Here is an 18,425-nt window from a genome sequence, read left to right on the forward strand (position 1 = left end):
TTGTCCGTTCACGAGATTGTGCTGAGTGAGAATGTGTTTCGAACGTTCAGCCACTGGCCGAGCCGGCTCAGCACGTCGGCCGGGTCGGGCGGAAGTTCGGTCGCCCAGGCGAGGTAGGCGTCAGGGCGGACGAGCAGGCAGGTGGCCTGGTCCAACGCGGCGGGCAGCCTCGCGGGGTGGGCTTGCACCAGGCTGACCGCGGGGGAGTCGAGGTCGCCGAGTACCCCGGTGCCGCTGAGATCGAGCAACACGAATCGTCCATCGCGCAGCAGTTCGTACAGGCGGACGGTGGATCCATCGTTGCGGAGCAGTTCGAAGTCGGGCACGGGGTGCCCGACCGAGGGGTGGCTGGGCTGCTCTGCGGGATACGGGGTTTCGAGGCCGTTCAGCTCGAGCTGAAGCTGGGAGTTGACGGCCGGTATCGGCAGGAACTTCTGTTGCAGGGCGCCCGAGAGCGTGAGGCCCTCGGGGCTGAAATCGAACTGGATCGCTACCTGCGCATCGACGCTGCGCAGCAGATCGACGCTGATCGGACGGCGCTCTGTCTCGTAGGTGTCCAGGAGTGCCTCATCGGCATGGCCTTGGAGTACGGCGCCGAGCTTCCAGCCCAGATTGAACGCGTCCTGCAGGCAATAGTTCATGCCCATTCCGCTGGCGGGGTAGTGAATTCGGGCGGATTCTCCGACCAGGAACACTCGCTCGCTGCGGAATCGGGACGCGATCCGCTGCGCGTCGGTGTAGCGGGAGGACGCCCGCAATCCGGGGATACGCACGGTTTCGCCGAGGATCTCGCTTACGCATTCGGTCAGGCCGGCGAGGGTGACGGGGGCGGACTTGGGTTCGGCACGGTCGTCACGGTGGACCATCACGAACCGCGTGAGTCCGGGACCGAAGGGAAAGGTGGTGAGCCAACCGTATTCGTTGTGCCCGACACGAAGTCCGCCCGGCCAGGGGAAGGCCATTTCGGCATCGGCGATGACACCGGTGAACGTGGCATCGCGGCCCTCGAAGTCGATGTTCGTCAGTTTGCGGACCGCGCTGTGCCCACCGTCCGCGCCGACGACGTAACGCGCACTGGACTGGCAGGGTTGCCCGTCGGAGTCGAGGGAGGTGACCAGAACCCTGTCCGCGTCGTACTTCAGGTCGACGACTTCCTGGTGGAATCGGATGTCGACCCCTGTGTCGGTGGCCCAGTCGCGCAGGATCAGTTCGGTCTCGTGTTGCGGGAGGAACAGGGTGAACTGGAACCGTGAGTCGCGGGTCGTCCAGTCGATGGGGTGCATGCCGCCCCAGATGTGCCAGCTTTGAAAGGGGTGCGGATTGATCTCGCAGGTCCGGCGGATGAAGCGGTCGGCGATGCCGCGGGCGTCGAACAGTTCCAGCGGTCGCGGCAGCAGTGTGCCCGCCCGCGACACCGGGTCGCTGTTGCGCTTTTCGAGGACGAGAACCTGCGCGCCGGTGGCCGCGATCTCCGCGGCGACGGTCAGCCCGGAGGGCCCGCCGCCGACCACGATCACGTCGACGTCATTGTCGGTCATGGTGTCTCCCTAGAGACGAGTCGTGCACCCGGACAGCAGTGCTCGACATCGTTGGATATGTTCGTTGACAGGCGCCGGGTCAACGAGCTGACGCGGCGTGGGGCGATCAGGTGTCGTAGAGTCGATCCGCGAACCAGTCGGCGACGATGACATGCTTTTCGTGCGAGTGGTTGTAGAGGCAGTGATCGCCGTCGGCCCACTCGTCGAACCGTTTGTCGACACTTGCGGCGCCGTCGTACAGCGCGCGTGCGTTCCCGATCAGGAACACTTGGTCCGGGGTGCCGTGCAGCACCAGCAATGGGCAGGTGAGGTTTTCGAGCAGAGCCGGTGTCAGCCGGAACTCCTCCATTGCCTCGCGGGCTTTCTCGGGATCGTCGATCCCGGTGACCGCGGTGATCTTGGTGATGAAGCGGCGGTAGCGGTCCAGGATTTCGGCAGGTCGCACGGTGCCACCGTTGACACAGCACGCGGCGACCCGGTCATCGGTGGCTGCTGTCAGCGCGGCCAGGTAACCACCCATGCTGTTGCCCCAGATGCCCACTGTTCCGGCGAGGCGCCGGTCGTCGAGCAGATGGTCGATCATCGTCGAATATGCTTGGGCGACATCAGAATCCATGTACAAGCCGTGGAACAGGCGAGTTTCGCCTTGGCCCGGCCCGTCCGCCAGGAACACCGCGATGTTGCGATCGAGCAGGTATTGCGCGCCGACGCGGTACTCCTCGCGCCAGCCGTCGAATCCACCGGTGACGATGACGACCGGTGGGGCGGGGACATCCGGTGGTCGCAGCAGCCAGCCACACACCGCGCCGTCGCGGTACGGGATCTCGACATGCTCGACCATCGGCTCGCTGAGCGCGCCCGCGTGTGCGAAGTGCTCGATCAGCAATCGATACATGGCCGACTTGCGCGGATCATTGTCGGGCAGTGGAACCTGGCCGACCCGATAACAAGCAGAGGAAAGCAGGTGCCACTGCCGCGCACTCTTGGTATGTCCCCGGGACTGAGCCACCCTGGCGCGCTGACCGTTGATCGCGCCGAGTTCAGCCGCGGCTTCCGCCCACGGCTGCCCGGCGTCGACGCGGGCGTACAGGTCGACGACATCGGCGTAGTCCATGCCATTGCCGGTGAGTCGTTGCAAGGGCATAGCGCGTTTGTGCGCCTGGGCCTCGGCGCGCCACGCAGGCTCGGTCATCGAGCGACCTGTGCGGGAACGACCGCGCCGAGGCTCGTCTCGAGTTGATCGACGAGCGAGGCGATCGCCGCGAGTTCATCGGTGGCCGCGAAGATGTAGAAGTCGGGCCGGTACAGGATGGCGACGACTCGGTGTTCGGCAAAGTAGTCGGCGTAGTAGCCGTCGATATCGACGACCGCGCCACCGGATCCGGGCGCCGACAGCGTCACTACCTTGCCGCCGAGATGTTCCAGCACCGCGGTGCGATGGGCGTCGATGTCGACGTCACTGCCCGGCGCCAGCAGTAGTACCCAACCCGTGCCGAGCACGTCGTCGAATCGCCCGATGATGTCTCCGATGGCGATGCGGCCTTGCGGGGCAAGGGTTCCCGCGATATCCGTACCGGCGTCGGTGCCGAGCAGCCCCGACTCGATATGTGGGAAGGGCGGCGGGGGCGGTACATCGCCCCGGCGGAAGGCTTCGTCTCGTGCGGCCGCTGTTTCTGGATCGAAGGTGCAGGAGACTCGCCCTGCCTCGATGGACATCCCGATCAAAGTAGCCACGTGGGGTGCGCGCTCGGTGCGGTAGGAGTCCAGCACATCGGTGCCGCCTATGCCACGCAAGGCGAGATCGAGGCGCCACGCGAGGGCATTGGCGTCGCGTACTCCGGAGCACATGCCCTGCCCCATGAACGGGGGCATGACGTGCGCCGCGTCGCCGACGAGGAAGATCCGTCCGTCGTGCCAGCGATCGGCGAGCTTGGACCCGAAGGTGTAGATCGCCTGTCGAACGAGTTTCGCGTTCTTCTCGGTGACGCCGTAGGGCGCCATCAACTCCCACGCCACTTCGGGGCTTTCCATCTGGGCGGCGGTTTCTCCCGGCAGCAGGGCGAATTCGAAGCGTCGATGGTTCTTACCCAACTGGAACAGGCAATGCGGGCGTGCCGGATCGCAGATCTGGCCGTTGTCGAAGCCGAAATCGAGGGGCTCGAGCGGCTCCAGATCGCAGACCAGCCAGGTCTCACGGAAGCCGAAATCCTGCTGCCCCGTACCGATCTGGCCTCGGACGAAGCTGTTGGCGCCGTCCGCCCCGATCAGATATCGCCCTCGAACGATCCGGACATCGTCACCCAAGACCTTCTCGCCCTCGGCGCCGAGGCGCACCGAACGGAACTCCACCTCGACGTGGTCGGCGTGGCGGACCAGCGCGACGGCCTCCCATCCCTGATGGATACTGACCGTAGGGAGTGCCCGTACGGCGTCATCGAGTGCATCCTCGATCAGCGGCTGGTACATGATGTAATCCGACGGCCAACCGGAGATGCCGTCACGGTCCCAATCGAAGGTGATCAGCGTTTCGCCCGCGGCATTGCGGAAGACGTACTTGGTCGCGCGGAACATGCCCTCCTCCAAGCGTTCGGCGATGCCGAGCGATTGGAAGACCCGCATGATTTCGTGGTCGATGTGCCCCGCCCTGGCACGCCCGTACAGCGTGGGCCAGCGCTCGAACACTGCCACCGAGTACCCGGCCTTACCGAGCAACCCGGCCATGGTCTGGCCGACCGGACCATAACCGACCTGTACGAAGTCGTGAATCTCTTGCTGGGACATCATCGTCTCCTGAATGGAATGAATCTGGGTCAGCCGGCGTGGTGGGCGCCGGTCATCAGCGCGGCGAGGTCTTCGGGGTGCAGAAACGACGGCGGCGGTGGCGGTCCCCAGTTGAACAAGCCCTTGGCGCCTTCGAAGGCTTGCGGGATCCACAGTTGGTCATCGACGATGCAGTCCATGTCGGAGTAGTACTCGGCGAAGTTGCCCGCTGGATCTTTCAGGTACCAGAAGAAGTTCGACCCCGCGTGGTGGCGACCGAGGCCCCACACGTGACGTTCGGGATTGCCTTCCAGCATCGCGGTCGCGCCCCGCCCGACGTCGTCGATGTCGTCGACTTGCCAGGAGGTGTGGTGCAAGAAGTTGACCGGTGCCTTCAAGACGAGCACGTTGTGGTGGTCGGTCGAGCACCGCAGAAACGCCCCGTGGCCCTTGATCTCGTCGGAGAGCTTGAACCCGAGTCCGTCGGTGAAGAATCGGCGGGTGGCGTCGAAGTCGATCGTGCCGATCACGACATGGCCGAGTTTGCGCGGACGTACCGGATCTTCCCGCAGGACACCAGAGGCGCGGAGGTTGCCGCGTTCGATCCGGCCGGGTCCGTTGTAGGCGGTGGCAGGTTGTGCCGGCTGAACCAGCCGATCGTCGACTCGAATAACTGCCCGGAAGCCAGCGACCGGTTCCAGTGCGGTGACAGATCCGCTAGTCAGGTCCACCGGCAGCCCGAGCCTCCGCAATCGGGTCGCGGCTGCGGCGATATCGTCGGAATCGTCGGCACCGATCACGATCTCGACCAGGCGGCGGCTGGGCGCGGTGACGAGCCGAAGCTGGTCACCGGCGTCTCGGGTCGCCAGCCAGCCGTCGTCGGCGGGGGCGAGGCCGAATTCGGTGTAGTAGTCCCGAGTAGTCGTCGGGTCTGGAACCCCGATGGTGACTGAGGACAGTCGATGCAGCGCCATTGCCTGCTCCTTCGAAACGTTGTGCGGTCAGTGACCGGCGACCAGGAGGTGCCGCATCTCGCCGACGCCGCGGACATAGCTGGTCAATTCGTCGTTCGGTGCGAGAAACCGTTGGGGAGTGCGCCCGAGACCGACGCCGGCGGGAGTGCCGGTGAAGATGACATCACCGGGCAGCAGCGGCGTGATCGCCGACAGTCGTGCGATCAGTTCCGGCACCGGGAAGACCATGTCGGAGGTCTTGCCCTTCTGCATCTGCTCGCCGTTGATCAGGCAGCCCAATTCGAGGTCGTCGGGGTTGTCGAATTCGTCCGGGGTGACCAGCAGCGGTCCGATCGGACCGAACCCCGGATGTGATTTGCCCATGCTGAACTGCGGGGACGGGCCCACGCGCTGGCGGTCACGCTCCGAAAGGTCCTGTCCCACCGACACGCCCGCTACGTAGCGCCAGGCGTTTTCGGCTGGGACACGATGTGCCTCGCGGCCGATCACGACCACGAGCTCGACTTCCCAGTCGACTTTCCCCTTGGGGAGCTCGATGGTGCCGTAGGGGCCGGCGAGTGAGGTCACGAACTTGGTGAAGACCGGTGGTTCTTCGGGCACAGCGAACGATGACTCGGCTGCGTGATCGGCATAGTTCAGTCCGATCGCGAAGATCTGCCGCGGCTGTGGCACCGGATTGCCGAACGCTGACGAGGGGATATCGGCGAGCGGTCGACCGGTGTCGGTGACTGTGGAGCAGAAGGTGACCAGCTCGTCCCAGCGGCCATAGGCGTCCTGCATCGTCGGACCGAACCGGTCCGAGCTCGCCTGTGCGATATCCACGACGGCGTCGGATGCCGTAACCAGTGATAGTCGGTCGGAGATGTTGGCGAATCGCACGATGCGTGCTCCCTGGGTCAGGGGGTGGGCGATGCCCTCCCCGCGCGTTGTTGTGCCTTGAGTCACTTTCGAAAGTAGCAACCTTGTTTCGATAGTTCAAGTGGCTTTCGTAAAAATGACAGGTGTTGCCGCGGGGTTGCGGATAACCCTGGGTCTCCATGTTCGCTCGGCGCGGGGGATGCGGCTGGTGACTTTCGAAACTATCGATCAAGTTTCGATACCTTAATGGTGTTTCGTATGGTGCTACCGTGGTCGCATGGTGAAGAGCAGCGGAACGACTCGCACAGACGGCGTCTACCAGGCGCTGCGGGCCGACATTCTCGGTGGGCGGCTGATTCCTGGGGCGCGGCTGAAGTTTCCGGAGCTGTCGGAGCGCTACAAGGCGAGCGTGGGTGCCACGCGCGAGGCACTGACGAAACTGGCGGCCGAAGGATTGGTAACGACGAAGGCGCATCAGGGTTACCTCGTACGGCCGCTGTCGCATCAGGATCTGGCCGATCTGACCACTGCTCGCGTCGAGATCGAATCCCTGGTGCTGAAGCTGTCGGTGCTCGACGGCGACATGCGCTGGGAGGCGGATGCCCTTGCGGCGCACCACCTTCTGGAACGAGCGCAGTTCCGAGACCCTGCTGACCCGAACCATCCGACCGATGAGTGGTCGACAGCGCACGTCGCATTCCACAATGCCCTCTTGGCCGGCTGTGGCAACCGCCGGTTGCTCGACACCGCGCAAGCGTTGCGTCAAGAGGCCGAGCTCTACCTGCAATGGTCGGTGTCCTTCGGCAACGAACCGGACCGCGACCTGGCGGGCGAGCACCGCGCACTGCTGGACGCGGCCTTGGCCCGCCAGGCCGACCTCGCACAGGAACTTTTGCGCGATCACATCGCACACACCGCACAACTGCTGATCAGTTGTGCACTGGATGAACCGAATTCGGCGGAGGTCGGCCCCGGGTAGTCGGGATAAGAAGTGCGAGTCGACCCAGAGGCTATCTCCTGTCGATGGCGCGGTTTTAGGTTGCACACGAGATCGGTTCGGCGTCCGAGAGCACGAACAGCACTCGGCACGGGCGGTCCGAGCGATTCACCCATCCGTGATTGGTTCCCCCGCTGGATCAGGACGTCTCCGGCCTGCATCAATGTCGAGTCGTCGTCCAGGACGGCGTAGATCTCGCCCTCGATGACGTAGGCGTAGTCCAGCGACGCGGTTCGGTGCATGTCGGGCGCGGATTCGGCCTCCGCCGGCGGGAAGTCGACAATTCGCAAGACGGTGCCGCCGTCGGGTCAACCGAAATCGTGTCCGCTCGCCGCGATGATGAATCCACCGCGGATGCGAGCCCCGCCGCCGTCGTGCCGCGACCCGAGCACGTCATATCGGTCAACGTCTCGACTGCCGTCCGCCTCGCGACGGTCGTTGCGCTCATCGCCGCAGTTCTCACCGCCGGTGGGTTGTGGCTATCGGCGCGCGGCGAATTGACGCGGTTGCGCGCGAGTGCCGCCGACGAGCAACGCTTCGAGCAGATCGCCACCGAGTACGCCCTGGGCGCGTCGAACATCAACTACCAGGACGTCAACGCCTGGGTGGCGAAGTTGAAGGCCAACACGACCCCTCAACTCACCGCGAAATTCGACGCCACCGCACCCAAGCTGCAGGAGATCCTGGTCCCGCTGAAATGGACCTCCACCGCTGCACCGATCGCCGCCGAGGTGATGTCGACGACCAACGGAATCGACAAGGTCAATGTCTTCCTCACCGTCAACTCCACCAGCGCGCAGACACCGGAGGGCAGCCAGATGACGATTACCTACAGTGTCACCGTCGACCGCAACAACGACTGGAAGATCACCGATGTCGGTGGTCTCGACAGCGCCCTGCCGTCGAAATAGCAGGGAGGTCATCGCATCACCTTCACAGCAGGGAATTGTCCGATTGCTGTCTGGAGGCGACTGCTCGTACGGCCGGCGATGTTCTGCAGCATCTTCTCGATGCGCTTCCCAACCTGACGAATGGTTGCTGGATGGAATTGGGCGCCACGAGGATCCGGACACGCAGGGGCGGCAGGCGACGAAGCTCGTAGTCGGCAGCTCGGTGCGCAGCTGGGGCGATACCCGCACCTGCGCGCGAGCGCAGCGGGCAGGAGGCTGGCTGTTATCTGCGGGCCGCGGTGTCGGAGGGTAGTTCGTCGAAGCGGTCGTGGTATTCGCGGGCGAAGCGGCCCAGATGGGTTATGCCCCACCGATAGGCGATCGTGCCGACCTGGTCGGTGGAGCCGAGGATGTCGGTACGGATCCGCTCGAGCCGCAGGTTGCGGATGTAGGACATCGGTGACAGGCCGAGCCGGTCGCGGAATGCGGAACTGAGGGTCCGCGGGCTGCAGTCGGCGGCCGCGGCGATGTCGCCGAGACCGATGTGCTCGGTGAGGTTCGCGTCGATGAACGCGAGGGCTGCACGCAAGGAGCGCGGGTAGCCGGGTTGCGGACCGTCACGCAGTTCATCGGTGTGTGAGTGCGGCTGGGCCAGTAGCAGGGCGGTGACGATGCATCGGAGCTGGCTGCGTAGCAGCTCCGCGCGCTGGAACAGCGGGTCGTCGGAGTCCAGTTGCTCCACCAGGGAACGCACCAGTAGCCGCACGGCACGGCCCTTGGGTTTGCCGAGGTCGAGAGCGAAGTCGAAGCGCACCGTCGACACCGGGGGGTGCCCCGTCAGTGCGGCGAATTCTTGATCGACCAGAGCGGCGTCGATCCGCAGCCCAAGGAACCGTGTTCCGGCACCCAACGGCCTGAGCTCTTGAGTATCTCCAGGGTTGACGACCCCGGCAGTCATCGAGTCGAGGGTCGCCCGCAGGCTCCCCCTGATCGCCTCGATCGTGCCTGCCACCCCGATATTCACGAAGTAGGACCGGCGGCCGGCCGCCGAGACCACGCGCACATCGAGTGGGGAGGCGAAGTACCCGGCCGCGAAATCGTGCGCGCTGACCCCGCGCAGCTCATGATCGCCATCGCACAGCCCGTCCAAGGGCGAGGTGGTGATCGAGCCGCCGAATAGCCGGGTGGCCGCGTTGAGCAGATCGACCGGGTTCTGCGACTTGGTGATGAGGAAGTTGTGCAGCGGCGCCGTCACGGCATTCACCTCCCTTGGTGGTCGCCCGCCACGGACTTTCGCGGCGCGTGGCGGGCGGCGCTGGTGTCAGTATGTCACCGCACGGCCGTCTCCGCGTCGACCAGCGGTTCGGCGTCCAGCAGGACGAACAGGATCGTGCAGGGCAGATCGGAACGGTTGTCCCAGGCGTGGGTTGTGCCGCGCTGGATCAGCGCGTCACCGGCGCGCAGCACGGTCTCGTCCGTGCCGACGACGGCCACGATCTCCCCGGCGATGACGTAGGCGTAGTCGAGAGAGCGGGTCCGATGCAGGTGCGGCGCCGTACCCTGCCCGTGCGGCCCGAATTCGACTACGCGCAGCAGCCCGCCGCCGTCGGGGGGCGGCAGCGGCACGTCGGGGCCGACCGGATCGGCGTAGGCGGTGTCGTTGCGCGGCGTCCCGTCGTGCAGCCACAGGTTGATCACCTGCGCGCCCGCCGTGGTCTGGATGTGCGGGCAATCGGCGTCCTCGGCGATGACCGGACGACCCGAGTCGTCATGGCCGGTGACAATTCGGCGAACGGGGCGCATCAGGTGTCCTTCCGAATGTGGCGCTGCCACACGATGTAACTGGGCCGTGCCGTACCACCCATGGCCATGGGTGGAGTATCCAGCTTCAGGGTGTCGTCGTTCTCGAAGACACATAGGCGCTTCAGGTCCGTACCCACGAAGTTCGGGAAGGTCGCGATCCGAACGTGGTGGATGACCGTATCGGTCGGCTCGTCGACGTCCCAGGAGCCGGAATAGGAAATGATCGAGCTGTAGGCATCGGCCTTCTCTCGGACAGTCCCACCGTCGAGCGAGGCGTCGGCGAAATGCGCGCGGTCCCGCAGCGTGAGGTGGGCGCTCATCGTCCCCTCCGGGGTGTAGATGAGCAATCCGGTGCAGTGCTCGGCCGGCCCGAGCGGCGGATCGGTGGGCCCGGCCGGGGTGAACACCTTCCAGTCGGCCAACTGCCAGCTGCCGACCAGCCGGGTGTGCAGGCGCGTCATGAAACGTTCCTTTCGTTCGCGGTCACATCGGTGGGGCGAGAAACAGCCCACGGTCGATGTCGTTGTGGGACTTGGCCGCAATGAACTCGTCCATCTCGTTGGCCGTGCCCCACTGGTCCGCGTTAGCGGGGTCACGCAGGTCGTAGATGTGCGGGTGCCAGGTGTCCTCGTCCAGGATCTCCAGCTCGGTGGTGTATTCCACGGTGTTACCGGCCCGATCCAGGTAGTAACTGAAGGAGTTGTCACCGGCGCGGTGACGACCCGGTCCCCACAGGCGCTCGATACCCCGGCGCCGCATCCGTCCCGTCCCCCGCATGTACTCATCGATGCCACGCATCTCGAAGGAGGCGTGGTGGAACGCCGCATGCGGTCCGCGCACAATGCCGAAGCTGTGGTGGAAATTGTTGCACCGCAGAAACCACATGATCTCGCGGTCGGCTCCCAGGCACATGGTGTCCGAAAGCCGGAACCCCAGGTGTTCGATGTACCAGGCCACCGTGGCCTCGGGGGTGGGCGAGTTCATCAGCACATGAGACAGTCGGACCGGAACGGGTTCGCGGGCCTCGATCTTGCGGTGCCGCCGCGGGGTGACATCGGCGGAGACCTCTACGACGCGCCCCTCGTTGTCGAAGAAGCGGACCGCGTAGCCGCCCCCAGGGGTATCCAGCAGTTTCGGTTCGTGCACCAGCCGCACACCCTGCGCGATCAACTGCTCGGTGAGGGTGTCGACATCGGCAGCGGCCGCGGCACCGAAGGCTAGGAGATCGGTGCGCTTCTGGGCATCCTGGCGCAGCCGCACCACGTATTGCTCCGGCGAGCCCTCGGCCGCCAGGAAAGAAACGCCTGTGTCACTGGCAGTTTCGGTCAAACCCCACAGCTCGGTGTAGAACCGTCGCTGTTCGGTGAAGTTCGGCATCGCGATATCGACGTGCCGCAGATGTGTAATCAAGCTGGTGTTGCTCACGGTGCACTCCTCGATCGTTGGTCAGTTGAGTCGCTCGGTCAGCCAGTCGACGACAGTCTCGAGCACAGGGCCCCGACCCATGTGGCCGCCCGGGAACATGCGGGCCGTTTTCGGATCCCCGTGCTCGAGCGCCAAATACAGGTCCGCCGAGGCGTTTTGCTGATCGTCCTTGCCGTTGACCAGCAGCAGCGGGCACGACGGTCGGTCGAGCACCCCTAGGTCGAGCAGGGACAGCTCCGGGCAGCGGGCGACGTAGTCCTCGAAGCTGTTGCCGCCGAAGATGCGTGCCCGCGCAGGCATGAGGTCCATCAGGTAGGACGAGGCATTGCGGCTGCGCTCCTGCCATTCTGGCTGGAACGTCAAATGGATGCCGCCGCCCCAGTTGACGGCGGCGGCCAGCTGTTCGCGATGAGTGTGGGCGAGCTTCATCGCCCAGTAACCGCCGAACGAAAGACCCAGTGCCGCAACCCGTTCGGAGTTCAGGTCCGGCTGCTCGCGCAGCCAGGCGAAGACCGGATCCCACTGTCGCTCGGCGTCGCGGCCCGCGAGCACCGGCGACTGCCCCACCCCCGGTTTGTCGATGTGCAGGGTCGCGAACCCGCGCTCACGCAGCATCCGGCCGCGCGCGTAGGTTTCCTCCTTCCACACATCGATCCCGCCCCACATCAGGACCACCGGCGGGCGCACCGCTGCCCCGGGCGGACGCGCCACGAAGAACCGCACCGCATCGCCTTCTCCGGGACGCCCGTCGAAGGGCAACTCGACGTGCTGGACAGGTGTGTGCTCCAGCGCGGACACCCGCCCGAAGTACTCCACGGCCCGGTCGTACGCATGGAGCTTGGCCGGGTGCAGCGGGGAGGGATAGCGGCCCAGGAACGCGAATTGGTATGCCTGCCACCAGTTCTCCAGCGCTTGCTCGCGATCGTCGCTTGCCTCGGCGTGCTCTGCCCGGGTCGCGAATTCCTCCGCTCCTGCCAGCCAGTGCCCGGCCCAGGACTCGGGGTCAGTGCCAGGGAGCGTTTCGATGTGCCGCGCGGCGGCATCGTGATCGATGGCATTGAAAGGGTTTCTGCGTTGCTCGAGGTGTTCGCGCAGCCACTGCTGCGCCTCGGGCAGAGTTCGGGTGGTTGTGACGGACATCTGTGTCTCCTTCTCATACGTGAACGACCGGCTACCGGTGCTGCGGCGTGCGGGATGGTTACGCGGGTTCGGCCATCTGCCGATGGCAGGTATCCACCAGCCGATATGCCTCGCTGTGGCGTTGCGCCTGTTCCAGGCCGGAGATCCTCACCGAGGTCTGCACGAGCGTGCGGCACCGTTGTGCGCGACGGGCGACGAACGCCTCGGCGCCGCGCTCGACGGTCGAGTGGCGCTCCAGTTCCTCGGCCAGTACGAGCCCGTCCTCGATGGCCAAGGCCGCGCCGCTGGCCATCTGAGGCGCCGGTGCGTGTGCGGCATCGCCGATGACGACGCAGTTTCCGCGGTTCCAGGCGCCGGTCAGAAAGGCGGTCTGGACCGGCCGACGCACCACCGAGTCGGAGGCGGACGTCAGCGGGCTGAGTTCTTCTACCCGGCCCGGGAAGACCGTCAGCAGGTCGGCCAGCCGCGCGGCGAGCTCGGAATCGGGGAGCATGCCCGGCTGCACCCCGTTCTCGGTCAAGAACACATAGGCGCGGCTGCGCGAGATAGGCACGAGCCCAGCCGTGTTGACCTCGCCGGCGAACTGGTGAATACCCGTGGCCCACCCGGGGCGCGGCACCAGGGCCCGCCACACCATCTGCCCGAGGTAATCGACCGGCGTCTCGAAGCCCAGCAGGCCCCGCACCGACGAGCGGATACCATCCGCGCCCACCAGCATGGCGACCCGCCGGGCGGTGCCGTCCGACAGTCGCACGTCGACCAGATCCTGTTGCGGGTCAACCGAAGTGACGGTCAAGCCGTGGTGTACCACCACCCCGCACCGCTCGGCCTCCGCGTGCAAGATGCGGTGCAGCTGCGGACGAGCGATGCCGACCATCGCCGGACGCCGCGCGCCGATGAGCCGCGGTAGCTCCACCTGGTCGCTCGGTATGCCGTCAACGTCCACATGGGTGATCACCCTCATCCCGTAACCCTCGGCCAGACACGCGTCCGCCAAGCCCAGCGCATCGAGAGCGCGCAGCGACGGACCGGTCAGGCACAGCCCCCATCCAGCGGTCGCACGGTCCGGACTGGCTTCGGCGATCTCGACCTGCCAGCCCGTGCGGGCCAGGGCAGAGGCCGCAGTCAGCCCGGCGACACCCGCGCCCACGATCATGGCCGACCGCATACCGCGAAACTTGTTCATATCCAACTCCTGAGCGCCGATTTCACCGGAACGATAGGAGCCGCCAGGCACTCCCGTTATCCGGATCAGGCGGCGACCATCCACTCCGGGCAACCGGTGTTCCGCACCAACCGGAAACGGATACCCGACGTACACAGACGACGGGGTTGCCGCTGAGTCCCCACTTGGTGATCGCGGTCGTGCGGGCGAGCACACCTCGCGCGATCGGTCGCCCCTCGCTGTGATAACTGTCCAGCATTTGATTGTCGGCGAGCCCTTTGCAGACCAGGACCAGCTTCCACGCCAGATTTTCCGCATCGCCGATACCGTTGTTCAAACCTTGCCCGCCTGCGCGACTGTGGATGTGGGCAGCGTCGCCGGCCAACAGGGTCGGGCCGCGCCGGTAGTGCGAGGCCAGTCGTTGCTGGATCCGGAACGCCGAGGTCCATTCGGCATGGTGGTCCGGATCTGCGAAAGTCACGGTAGAGGAGTCGCTGTCGGTGCCATCCCATATTCGAGGTGCTCGTATGCCCCCTGGAAGTCACCGACTTGCGGGCGCGGGAAGGGCTCGGATGGCGGCGTAGTTGGCCCAGTCGGCCGCGAGGCGCGTTCGGCGGCGAATTCGGGTTGCAGCCGACGAGGTCCGCGAGGACCGGTGTGGGGATCTCACGCAGCAGTTCGTTGAACGCCCCGACCCGACCGGTGCCGGTGATGCCCAGCCGACGAAGTCGTTCCCGAAGTCGGGCCGTGCTGATCGGCCGGTTCGGCCGCTGCCCAGGGAGCAGCCAAGGTGATGTCGGGTTTGGCTCCTGTCCCCATGTTGCGGCGCTGGGCGATCAGATTGGTGATGAGACTGCCCCAAGGGCTCGGGCATCGGAACGTCCTCTTCGGCGATCCGCAGGAACACGTCCGATCAGCTCGTCCTCATCCAGCACACGCGCCACGACACCCAATCCTGGCCGCACGCGATCAAGACACGAATCGCAACCTCGGCAGAGATCCGTTAAACAAACACCCACAGCGACATCTCCTACCTGCGGATCTTCATCGACAAAGGATTCTCCGGCACCACCTGCAAGAACCGCACCGGACTGGACAACGCACTCGCCGCGGTCACCTCAGCGGCCGCGGCGGTCGCCGATCGGCAGGTAGTCCTGACCACGACGAAGTTCGACCGGTTCGCACGCAACATGGCGGAGGCCGGCGAAATCCTGACCAACCTGCGCGAACGCGACGTGCTGTTCGGACTCGGCAGCTCGATCTACGACTGGAACGACCCATTCGGCATGGTGGTGATCCTTCCAGTGAGGAGCGAGTCCTCACAGGTCAGGAGTCAACCGAACCGGGGGCAGTCCCCCTTTCCTATGCTGGCGGTAATGCCCTGATGGTTCGCCTACTCGGGAAGTGCGTCAAAAGTCTCCTGCACGATACGCATGGCAGAAAGTGCTGCCGGGGCACCGCAATACCCAGCGGTGTGGATGACCGCCTCAACGATCTCTTCACGTGTGAGGCCATTGGCGAGTGCGCCACGCACATGGCCGGCGAGCTCCTCGTGCGCTCGCAGCGCAGTCAGCATCCCGAGATTGAGCAAACTGCGGCTGCGTCGGTCCAGACCGGGACGAGTCCACACCGCACCCCAGACATGTTCTGTGACGAACCGCTGCAGTTCGGCCGATTCTGTTCCCTCGGTACGGGCCAGCGCCTGGTCGACGAACGAATCGCCCATCACCTCCCGGCGGACCGACATGCCCGCCTCCCACGAAACGGATCCGTGCCGGGAGCTATCGGGAAACGACACTGCTACCTCCTGGTGGCGTCGGTACAGTCCTCAGCTGCGGACTGTACCGATGGTCAGTGGTGTTCCGGTGGCGCGGCGCACCTGCTCGACGCTCACACCGGGCGCGGTCTCGCGCAGAATCACCTGGCCTTCGGCGATATCGAGGACAGCGAGGTCGGTGATCACCCGCTGCACAACGGCCTGGCCGGTGAGGGGCAGGGTGCAGGCCTCGACGATCTTGGGTGCGCCGTCGCGGGTGGTGTGCTCCATCAGCACGATCACCCGGCGGGCGCCGTGGACGAGGTCCATCGCGCCGCCCATGCCTTTGACCATCGCGCCGGGCACCATCCAGTTCGCCAGATCACCGGTTCGCGAGACCTGCATTCCGCCCAGTACCGCGGTGTCGATATGTCCGCCCCGGATCATGCCGAACGAGAGCGCCGAGTCGAAGAACGAAGCACCGGGTTCGACCGTCACGGTCTCTTTGCCCGCGTTGATCAGATCGGCGTCGACGTCGCCCTCCGCCGGGTAGGGGCCGGTGCCGAGGATGCCGTTCTCGCTGTGCAGCACCACATCTACGCCGTCGGGCAGATGATTCGGGATCAGGGTGGGCAGACCGATGCCGAGGTTGACGTACTCCCCGGGCGAGAGCTCCTGTGCCGCGCGGGCGGCCATTTCTGTGCGGGTCCAGCTCATCGGGTGGCCTCCTGTCGAACGGTCCGCTTCTCGATGCGTTTGTCCTGGGCGCCGGTGCGCACGACGCGCTGGACGAACACCCCCGGCAGATGAACGTGTGCTGGGTCGAGTTCACCGGCCGGGACGAGCCGCTCGACCTGGGCGATGGTGATCCGACCGGCCATCGCGACCAGAGGGTTGAAGTTCATGGCCGACTTCTCGAAAACGAGGTTTCCCTCGGTGTCGCCGACGGCGGCGTGCACGAGCGCGAAATCGGCGACGATGCTCTCTTCGAGGACGTAGCGGCGGTGTCCGAACTCCCGGACTTCCTTCGGTGGTGAGGCCAGCGCCACCGACCCGTCCGGTGCGTAGCGCCACGGGAGGCCGCCGTCGCTGATCGGGGTCCCGACGCCGGCCGGGGTGTAGAAGGCGGGGATGCCCGCTCCGCCGGCCCGAAGTCGCTCGGCGAGGGTTCCCTGCGGGATCAGTTCCACCTCGAGCTCACCGCCGAGGTACTGGCGCGCGAACTCCTTGTTCTCACCCACATACGAGGCGGTCACTCGTGCGATCCGCCCGGCCGACAACAAGATCCCCAGGCCGTAGTCGTCGACGCCGCAGTTGTTGGAGAACACTGCGAAGTCGGTTGCCGCACCCTCGGTGATCGCCGCGATCAGGGCGTCCGGGACACCGCACAACCCGAACCCGCCGACGGCCAACGTCGCCCCCGTGCCGATATCGGATACGGCGGCGACTGCCGTATCCACCACTTTCGCGTTCATCCGTGCCTGCCTTTCATCTGACCGTTCATTGATCGGACACCGATACTGATCGCGTCAACAGAACACTCCAGCCGCTGATCCTGGCAAGATGGAGGGGCGGGAGCGAGAAGATTGCTCGGCACGTGGACAGGTAGATGCAAGTCGTCCATTGAATGGACGTAAGATGCGAGCGTGAGTGGAGAGCTGAATCCATCTGTCCTCGGGCGCGCGGCGTCGCTGCTGCGCGCGGTTGCCGCTGGGGGAGACGTGGGAATCACGACAAGCGAGCTGGCACGGCGGACCGATCTCGCCAGGCCTACCGCACATCGGCTGCTCTGCTCACTGGCCGATGAGGGCTTTCTCGACCGCGACGCGGGCTCTGGTCTGTGGTTCCTCGGACCGGAACTGTTCCTCATGGGCTCCCTCGCGGCCGAGCGCTACGACGTCGCCGATGTAGCTCGTCCAGTGCTGCGTGAACTCGCCCGCGAAACCGGGGAGAGTGCGTTCCTGTCCGCCCGGCGTGGTGACGAGACCGTATGCCTGGTGAGCGAGGAGGGCAGCTTTCCACTGCGCTCACACGTGCTCCATGTCGGCATCCGCTTCCCGCTCGGTGTCGCCTCCGCGGGCCTGGCGATCCTCGCGCACCTCCCCGACCGCGACATCGACGACTATTTGTCCCGCACCGACCTGAGTGCGCAGTGGGGCGCGCACCATGCGCGTGACGAGCTCGCGCGGCGCATTGCCGCGGCACGGGAAACCGGGTGGTGTGTGAACCCGGGACTGCTTGTCGAGGGGAGCTGGGGGATGGCCGCGGCGGTGTTCGATCGCCGAGACGAACCGCGGTGGGCTTTGAGCCTGACCGGGGTCGAGAGTCGATTCCGCGCCGAGCGTCACGATGCGCTGGGCGCGCTGTTGCTCCGCCACGCCCACGAACTGTCCCTGGCGCTGTCGCGTCGCAGCAACAAGGCTTTCCGCCGCAAGTGAGGGTCGGCATCTTTTCACTTCGCCGCTCCGCTGCTCCTTGCCTTGATAGCGAAACTAACTGCGCAGCAGGATGTTTCATCGTTGCAGCGCATGTGAAAGTGGATCGCGGTGGCGGCCGTCTGTTCAGTTCCTGAGCGGAACTCGGCTCGCGGTAACGCGATTCGGATTGTATGGTTGGGACAGAACTGCACCCGTCACCGGAGCTGCTGACGATCTGACGGTTCGCTCACTCTGGTTCCTGAATAGTCTGTGTGCCAACAACATTGATGTTGTGGTCTCGACTCGACCGTGTGACGGTCGACCCCTACGCATCGCCGGATGACCCCCGCGGTGTTCCCTCGGGCGTACCGGCCGCTCGCGGGTACGTGTCTGAATCTCGCGAGACACGCGGAATCCTTTGTAGTGCAGGCGATTACGCTGCACCGCTGTGATCGGCAGACGGTCACCGCTGCTGTGCGCGTCGACAGGTAGGGCTGTAAATCGTTGGCCTGCACCATGAATACCTACACCAACTTGAAACATGTTGTGAGGCTTGACATCTCGATGTTCCTGGACAAAACTACCCGTCGGTAGCCTGCGAACGGGGCGCTCGAACCCGTTGGCTGCGAGAGGTGACTTGCTACGACTGCCCCGCCGGAAATCCATGAACCCGTGTCCGGCAGTCGCCGGTGACCCTCTCCG

The 18,425-nt window shown here is 65.4% G+C and carries 19 protein-coding genes; 4 read left to right on the top strand and 15 right to left on the bottom strand.

Annotated features, from left to right (window positions below):
- Window positions 1-8: 8 nt before the first annotated feature.
- The 5 genes from ACWZHB_RS07885 to ACWZHB_RS07905 form a co-directional block, all read right to left on the bottom strand.
- Window positions 9-1,538: an FAD-dependent monooxygenase gene (locus ACWZHB_RS07885; RefSeq protein WP_427907265.1), complete on the bottom strand. Its 1,530-nt coding sequence runs from the start codon at window positions 1,536-1,538 to the stop codon at window positions 9-11.
- Window positions 1,539-1,644: 106 nt separating this feature from the next.
- Entirely contained in the window at window positions 1,645-2,730 is a 1,086-nt protein-coding gene (locus tag ACWZHB_RS07890) for an alpha/beta hydrolase family protein (protein WP_427907266.1), read from the bottom strand.
- The gene (gene mhpA, locus ACWZHB_RS07895; protein ID WP_427907267.1) at window positions 2,727-4,319 is read right to left on the bottom strand and encodes a bifunctional 3-(3-hydroxy-phenyl)propionate/3-hydroxycinnamic acid hydroxylase MhpA; all 1,593 of its coding nucleotides are present in this window, start codon (window positions 4,317-4,319) and stop codon (window positions 2,727-2,729) included. Before mhpA ends, ACWZHB_RS07890 begins: the two co-directional genes overlap by 4 nt.
- A gap of 29 nt (window positions 4,320-4,348) precedes the next feature.
- Entirely contained in the window at window positions 4,349-5,272 is a 924-nt protein-coding gene (locus ACWZHB_RS07900) for a VOC family protein (RefSeq protein ID WP_427907268.1), read from the bottom strand.
- Window positions 5,273-5,299: 27 nt separating this feature from the next.
- Window positions 5,300-6,151 (bottom strand): fumarylacetoacetate hydrolase family protein, encoded by an 852-nt coding sequence (locus ACWZHB_RS07905; protein ID WP_427907269.1) that lies wholly within the window; start codon window positions 6,149-6,151, stop codon window positions 5,300-5,302.
- Between the two features lie 256 nt (window positions 6,152-6,407).
- Between ACWZHB_RS07905 and ACWZHB_RS07910 the strand changes: the two genes are divergently transcribed.
- Together ACWZHB_RS07910 and ACWZHB_RS07915 are read left to right on the top strand one after the other, a co-directional pair.
- Window positions 6,408-7,109 carry a GntR family transcriptional regulator gene (locus ACWZHB_RS07910; protein WP_427907270.1) on the top strand — a complete coding sequence of 234 codons (702 nt, stop codon included), beginning with the start codon at window positions 6,408-6,410 and terminating at the stop codon, window positions 7,107-7,109.
- A gap of 140 nt (window positions 7,110-7,249) precedes the next feature.
- Window positions 7,250-8,038: a hypothetical protein gene (locus ACWZHB_RS07915; RefSeq protein WP_427907271.1), complete on the top strand. Its 789-nt coding sequence runs from the start codon at window positions 7,250-7,252 to the stop codon at window positions 8,036-8,038.
- A 262-nt stretch (window positions 8,039-8,300) separates the two neighbouring features.
- Here ACWZHB_RS07915 and ACWZHB_RS07920 read toward each other — a convergent pair whose 3' ends face one another.
- From ACWZHB_RS07920 to ACWZHB_RS07950, 7 genes are all read right to left on the bottom strand, one after another.
- Window positions 8,301-9,272 carry a helix-turn-helix transcriptional regulator gene (locus ACWZHB_RS07920; RefSeq protein ID WP_427907272.1) on the bottom strand — a complete coding sequence of 324 codons (972 nt, stop codon included), beginning with the start codon at window positions 9,270-9,272 and terminating at the stop codon, window positions 8,301-8,303.
- Window positions 9,273-9,346: 74 nt separating this feature from the next.
- A complete protein-coding gene (locus tag ACWZHB_RS07925; RefSeq protein WP_427907273.1) occupies window positions 9,347-9,820 on the bottom strand; it encodes a cupin domain-containing protein in 474 nt (157 codons plus the stop codon).
- The gene (locus tag ACWZHB_RS07930; RefSeq protein WP_427907274.1) at window positions 9,820-10,281 is read right to left on the bottom strand and encodes a lipocalin-like domain-containing protein; all 462 of its coding nucleotides are present in this window, start codon (window positions 10,279-10,281) and stop codon (window positions 9,820-9,822) included. Before ACWZHB_RS07930 ends, ACWZHB_RS07925 begins: the two co-directional genes overlap by 1 nt.
- 22 nt (window positions 10,282-10,303) lie before the next feature.
- A complete protein-coding gene (locus ACWZHB_RS07935) occupies window positions 10,304-11,245 on the bottom strand; it encodes a VOC family protein (RefSeq protein ID WP_427907275.1) in 942 nt (313 codons plus the stop codon).
- Window positions 11,246-11,266: 21 nt separating this feature from the next.
- On the bottom strand, window positions 11,267-12,385 hold the full coding sequence (locus tag ACWZHB_RS07940; protein ID WP_427907276.1) for an alpha/beta hydrolase family protein: 1,119 nt from the start codon (window positions 12,383-12,385) through the stop codon (window positions 11,267-11,269).
- 58 nt (window positions 12,386-12,443) lie between these two features.
- Window positions 12,444-13,571 carry an FAD-dependent monooxygenase gene (locus tag ACWZHB_RS07945; protein ID WP_427907277.1) on the bottom strand — a complete coding sequence of 376 codons (1,128 nt, stop codon included), beginning with the start codon at window positions 13,569-13,571 and terminating at the stop codon, window positions 12,444-12,446.
- A 22-nt stretch (window positions 13,572-13,593) separates the two neighbouring features.
- The gene (locus ACWZHB_RS07950) at window positions 13,594-14,031 is read right to left on the bottom strand and encodes an FAD-dependent monooxygenase (RefSeq protein ID WP_427907278.1); all 438 of its coding nucleotides are present in this window, start codon (window positions 14,029-14,031) and stop codon (window positions 13,594-13,596) included.
- 565 nt (window positions 14,032-14,596) lie between these two features.
- Here ACWZHB_RS07950 and ACWZHB_RS07955 point away from each other — a divergent pair.
- Entirely contained in the window at window positions 14,597-14,935 is a 339-nt protein-coding gene (locus ACWZHB_RS07955; RefSeq protein ID WP_427909110.1) for a recombinase family protein, read from the top strand.
- A gap of 8 nt (window positions 14,936-14,943) precedes the next feature.
- On the opposite strand, the gene ACWZHB_RS07960 is transcribed toward ACWZHB_RS07955, so the two are convergent.
- The 3 genes from ACWZHB_RS07960 to ACWZHB_RS07970 all read right to left on the bottom strand — a co-directional run bounded on the left by ACWZHB_RS07960 (window position 14,944) and on the right by ACWZHB_RS07970 (window position 16,781).
- Window positions 14,944-15,297, bottom strand: a complete 354-nt coding sequence (locus ACWZHB_RS07960; protein ID WP_427909111.1) for a carboxymuconolactone decarboxylase family protein — start codon at window positions 15,295-15,297, stop codon at window positions 14,944-14,946.
- 81 nt (window positions 15,298-15,378) lie between these two features.
- Entirely contained in the window at window positions 15,379-16,023 is a 645-nt protein-coding gene (locus ACWZHB_RS07965) for a CoA transferase subunit B (protein ID WP_427907279.1), read from the bottom strand.
- Entirely contained in the window at window positions 16,020-16,781 is a 762-nt protein-coding gene (locus tag ACWZHB_RS07970; RefSeq protein WP_427907280.1) for a CoA transferase subunit A, read from the bottom strand. Before ACWZHB_RS07970 ends, ACWZHB_RS07965 begins: the two co-directional genes overlap by 4 nt.
- Window positions 16,782-16,952: 171 nt before the next feature.
- Here ACWZHB_RS07970 and ACWZHB_RS07975 point away from each other — a divergent pair, with 171 nt between their 5' ends.
- On the top strand, window positions 16,953-17,744 hold the full coding sequence (locus ACWZHB_RS07975) for an IclR family transcriptional regulator (protein ID WP_427907281.1): 792 nt from the start codon (window positions 16,953-16,955) through the stop codon (window positions 17,742-17,744).
- The last annotated feature ends 681 nt before the right edge of the window (window positions 17,745-18,425 follow it).

The sequence above is a fragment of the Nocardia sp. FBN12 genome (genome assembly GCF_054031145.1).

Excerpts from the sequence above, each read along its gene's own strand:
- ACWZHB_RS07885 (WP_427907265.1), bottom strand. The coding sequence starts at position 1,538 with ATGACCGACAATGACGTCGACGTGATCGTGGTCGGCGGCGGGCCCTCC.
- ACWZHB_RS07910 (WP_427907270.1), top strand. The coding sequence starts at position 6,408 with ATGGTGAAGAGCAGCGGAACGACTCGCACAGACGGCGTCTACCAGGCG.
- mhpA (WP_427907267.1), bottom strand. The coding sequence starts at position 4,319 with ATGTCCCAGCAAGAGATTCACGACTTCGTACAGGTCGGTTATGGTCCG.
- ACWZHB_RS07930 (WP_427907274.1), bottom strand. The coding sequence starts at position 10,281 with ATGACGCGCCTGCACACCCGGCTGGTCGGCAGCTGGCAGTTGGCCGAC.
- ACWZHB_RS07960 (WP_427909111.1), bottom strand. The coding sequence starts at position 15,297 with ATGTCGGTCCGCCGGGAGGTGATGGGCGATTCGTTCGTCGACCAGGCG.
- ACWZHB_RS07890 (WP_427907266.1), bottom strand. The coding sequence starts at position 2,730 with ATGACCGAGCCTGCGTGGCGCGCCGAGGCCCAGGCGCACAAACGCGCT.
- ACWZHB_RS07940 (WP_427907276.1), bottom strand. The coding sequence starts at position 12,385 with ATGTCCGTCACAACCACCCGAACTCTGCCCGAGGCGCAGCAGTGGCTG.
- ACWZHB_RS07945 (WP_427907277.1), bottom strand. The coding sequence starts at position 13,571 with ATGAACAAGTTTCGCGGTATGCGGTCGGCCATGATCGTGGGCGCGGGT.
- ACWZHB_RS07970 (WP_427907280.1), bottom strand. The coding sequence starts at position 16,781 with ATGAACGCGAAAGTGGTGGATACGGCAGTCGCCGCCGTATCCGATATC.
- ACWZHB_RS07925 (WP_427907273.1), bottom strand. The coding sequence starts at position 9,820 with ATGCGCCCCGTTCGCCGAATTGTCACCGGCCATGACGACTCGGGTCGT.
- ACWZHB_RS07965 (WP_427907279.1), bottom strand. The coding sequence starts at position 16,023 with ATGAGCTGGACCCGCACAGAAATGGCCGCCCGCGCGGCACAGGAGCTC.
- ACWZHB_RS07900 (WP_427907268.1), bottom strand. The coding sequence starts at position 5,272 with ATGGCGCTGCATCGACTGTCCTCAGTCACCATCGGGGTTCCAGACCCG.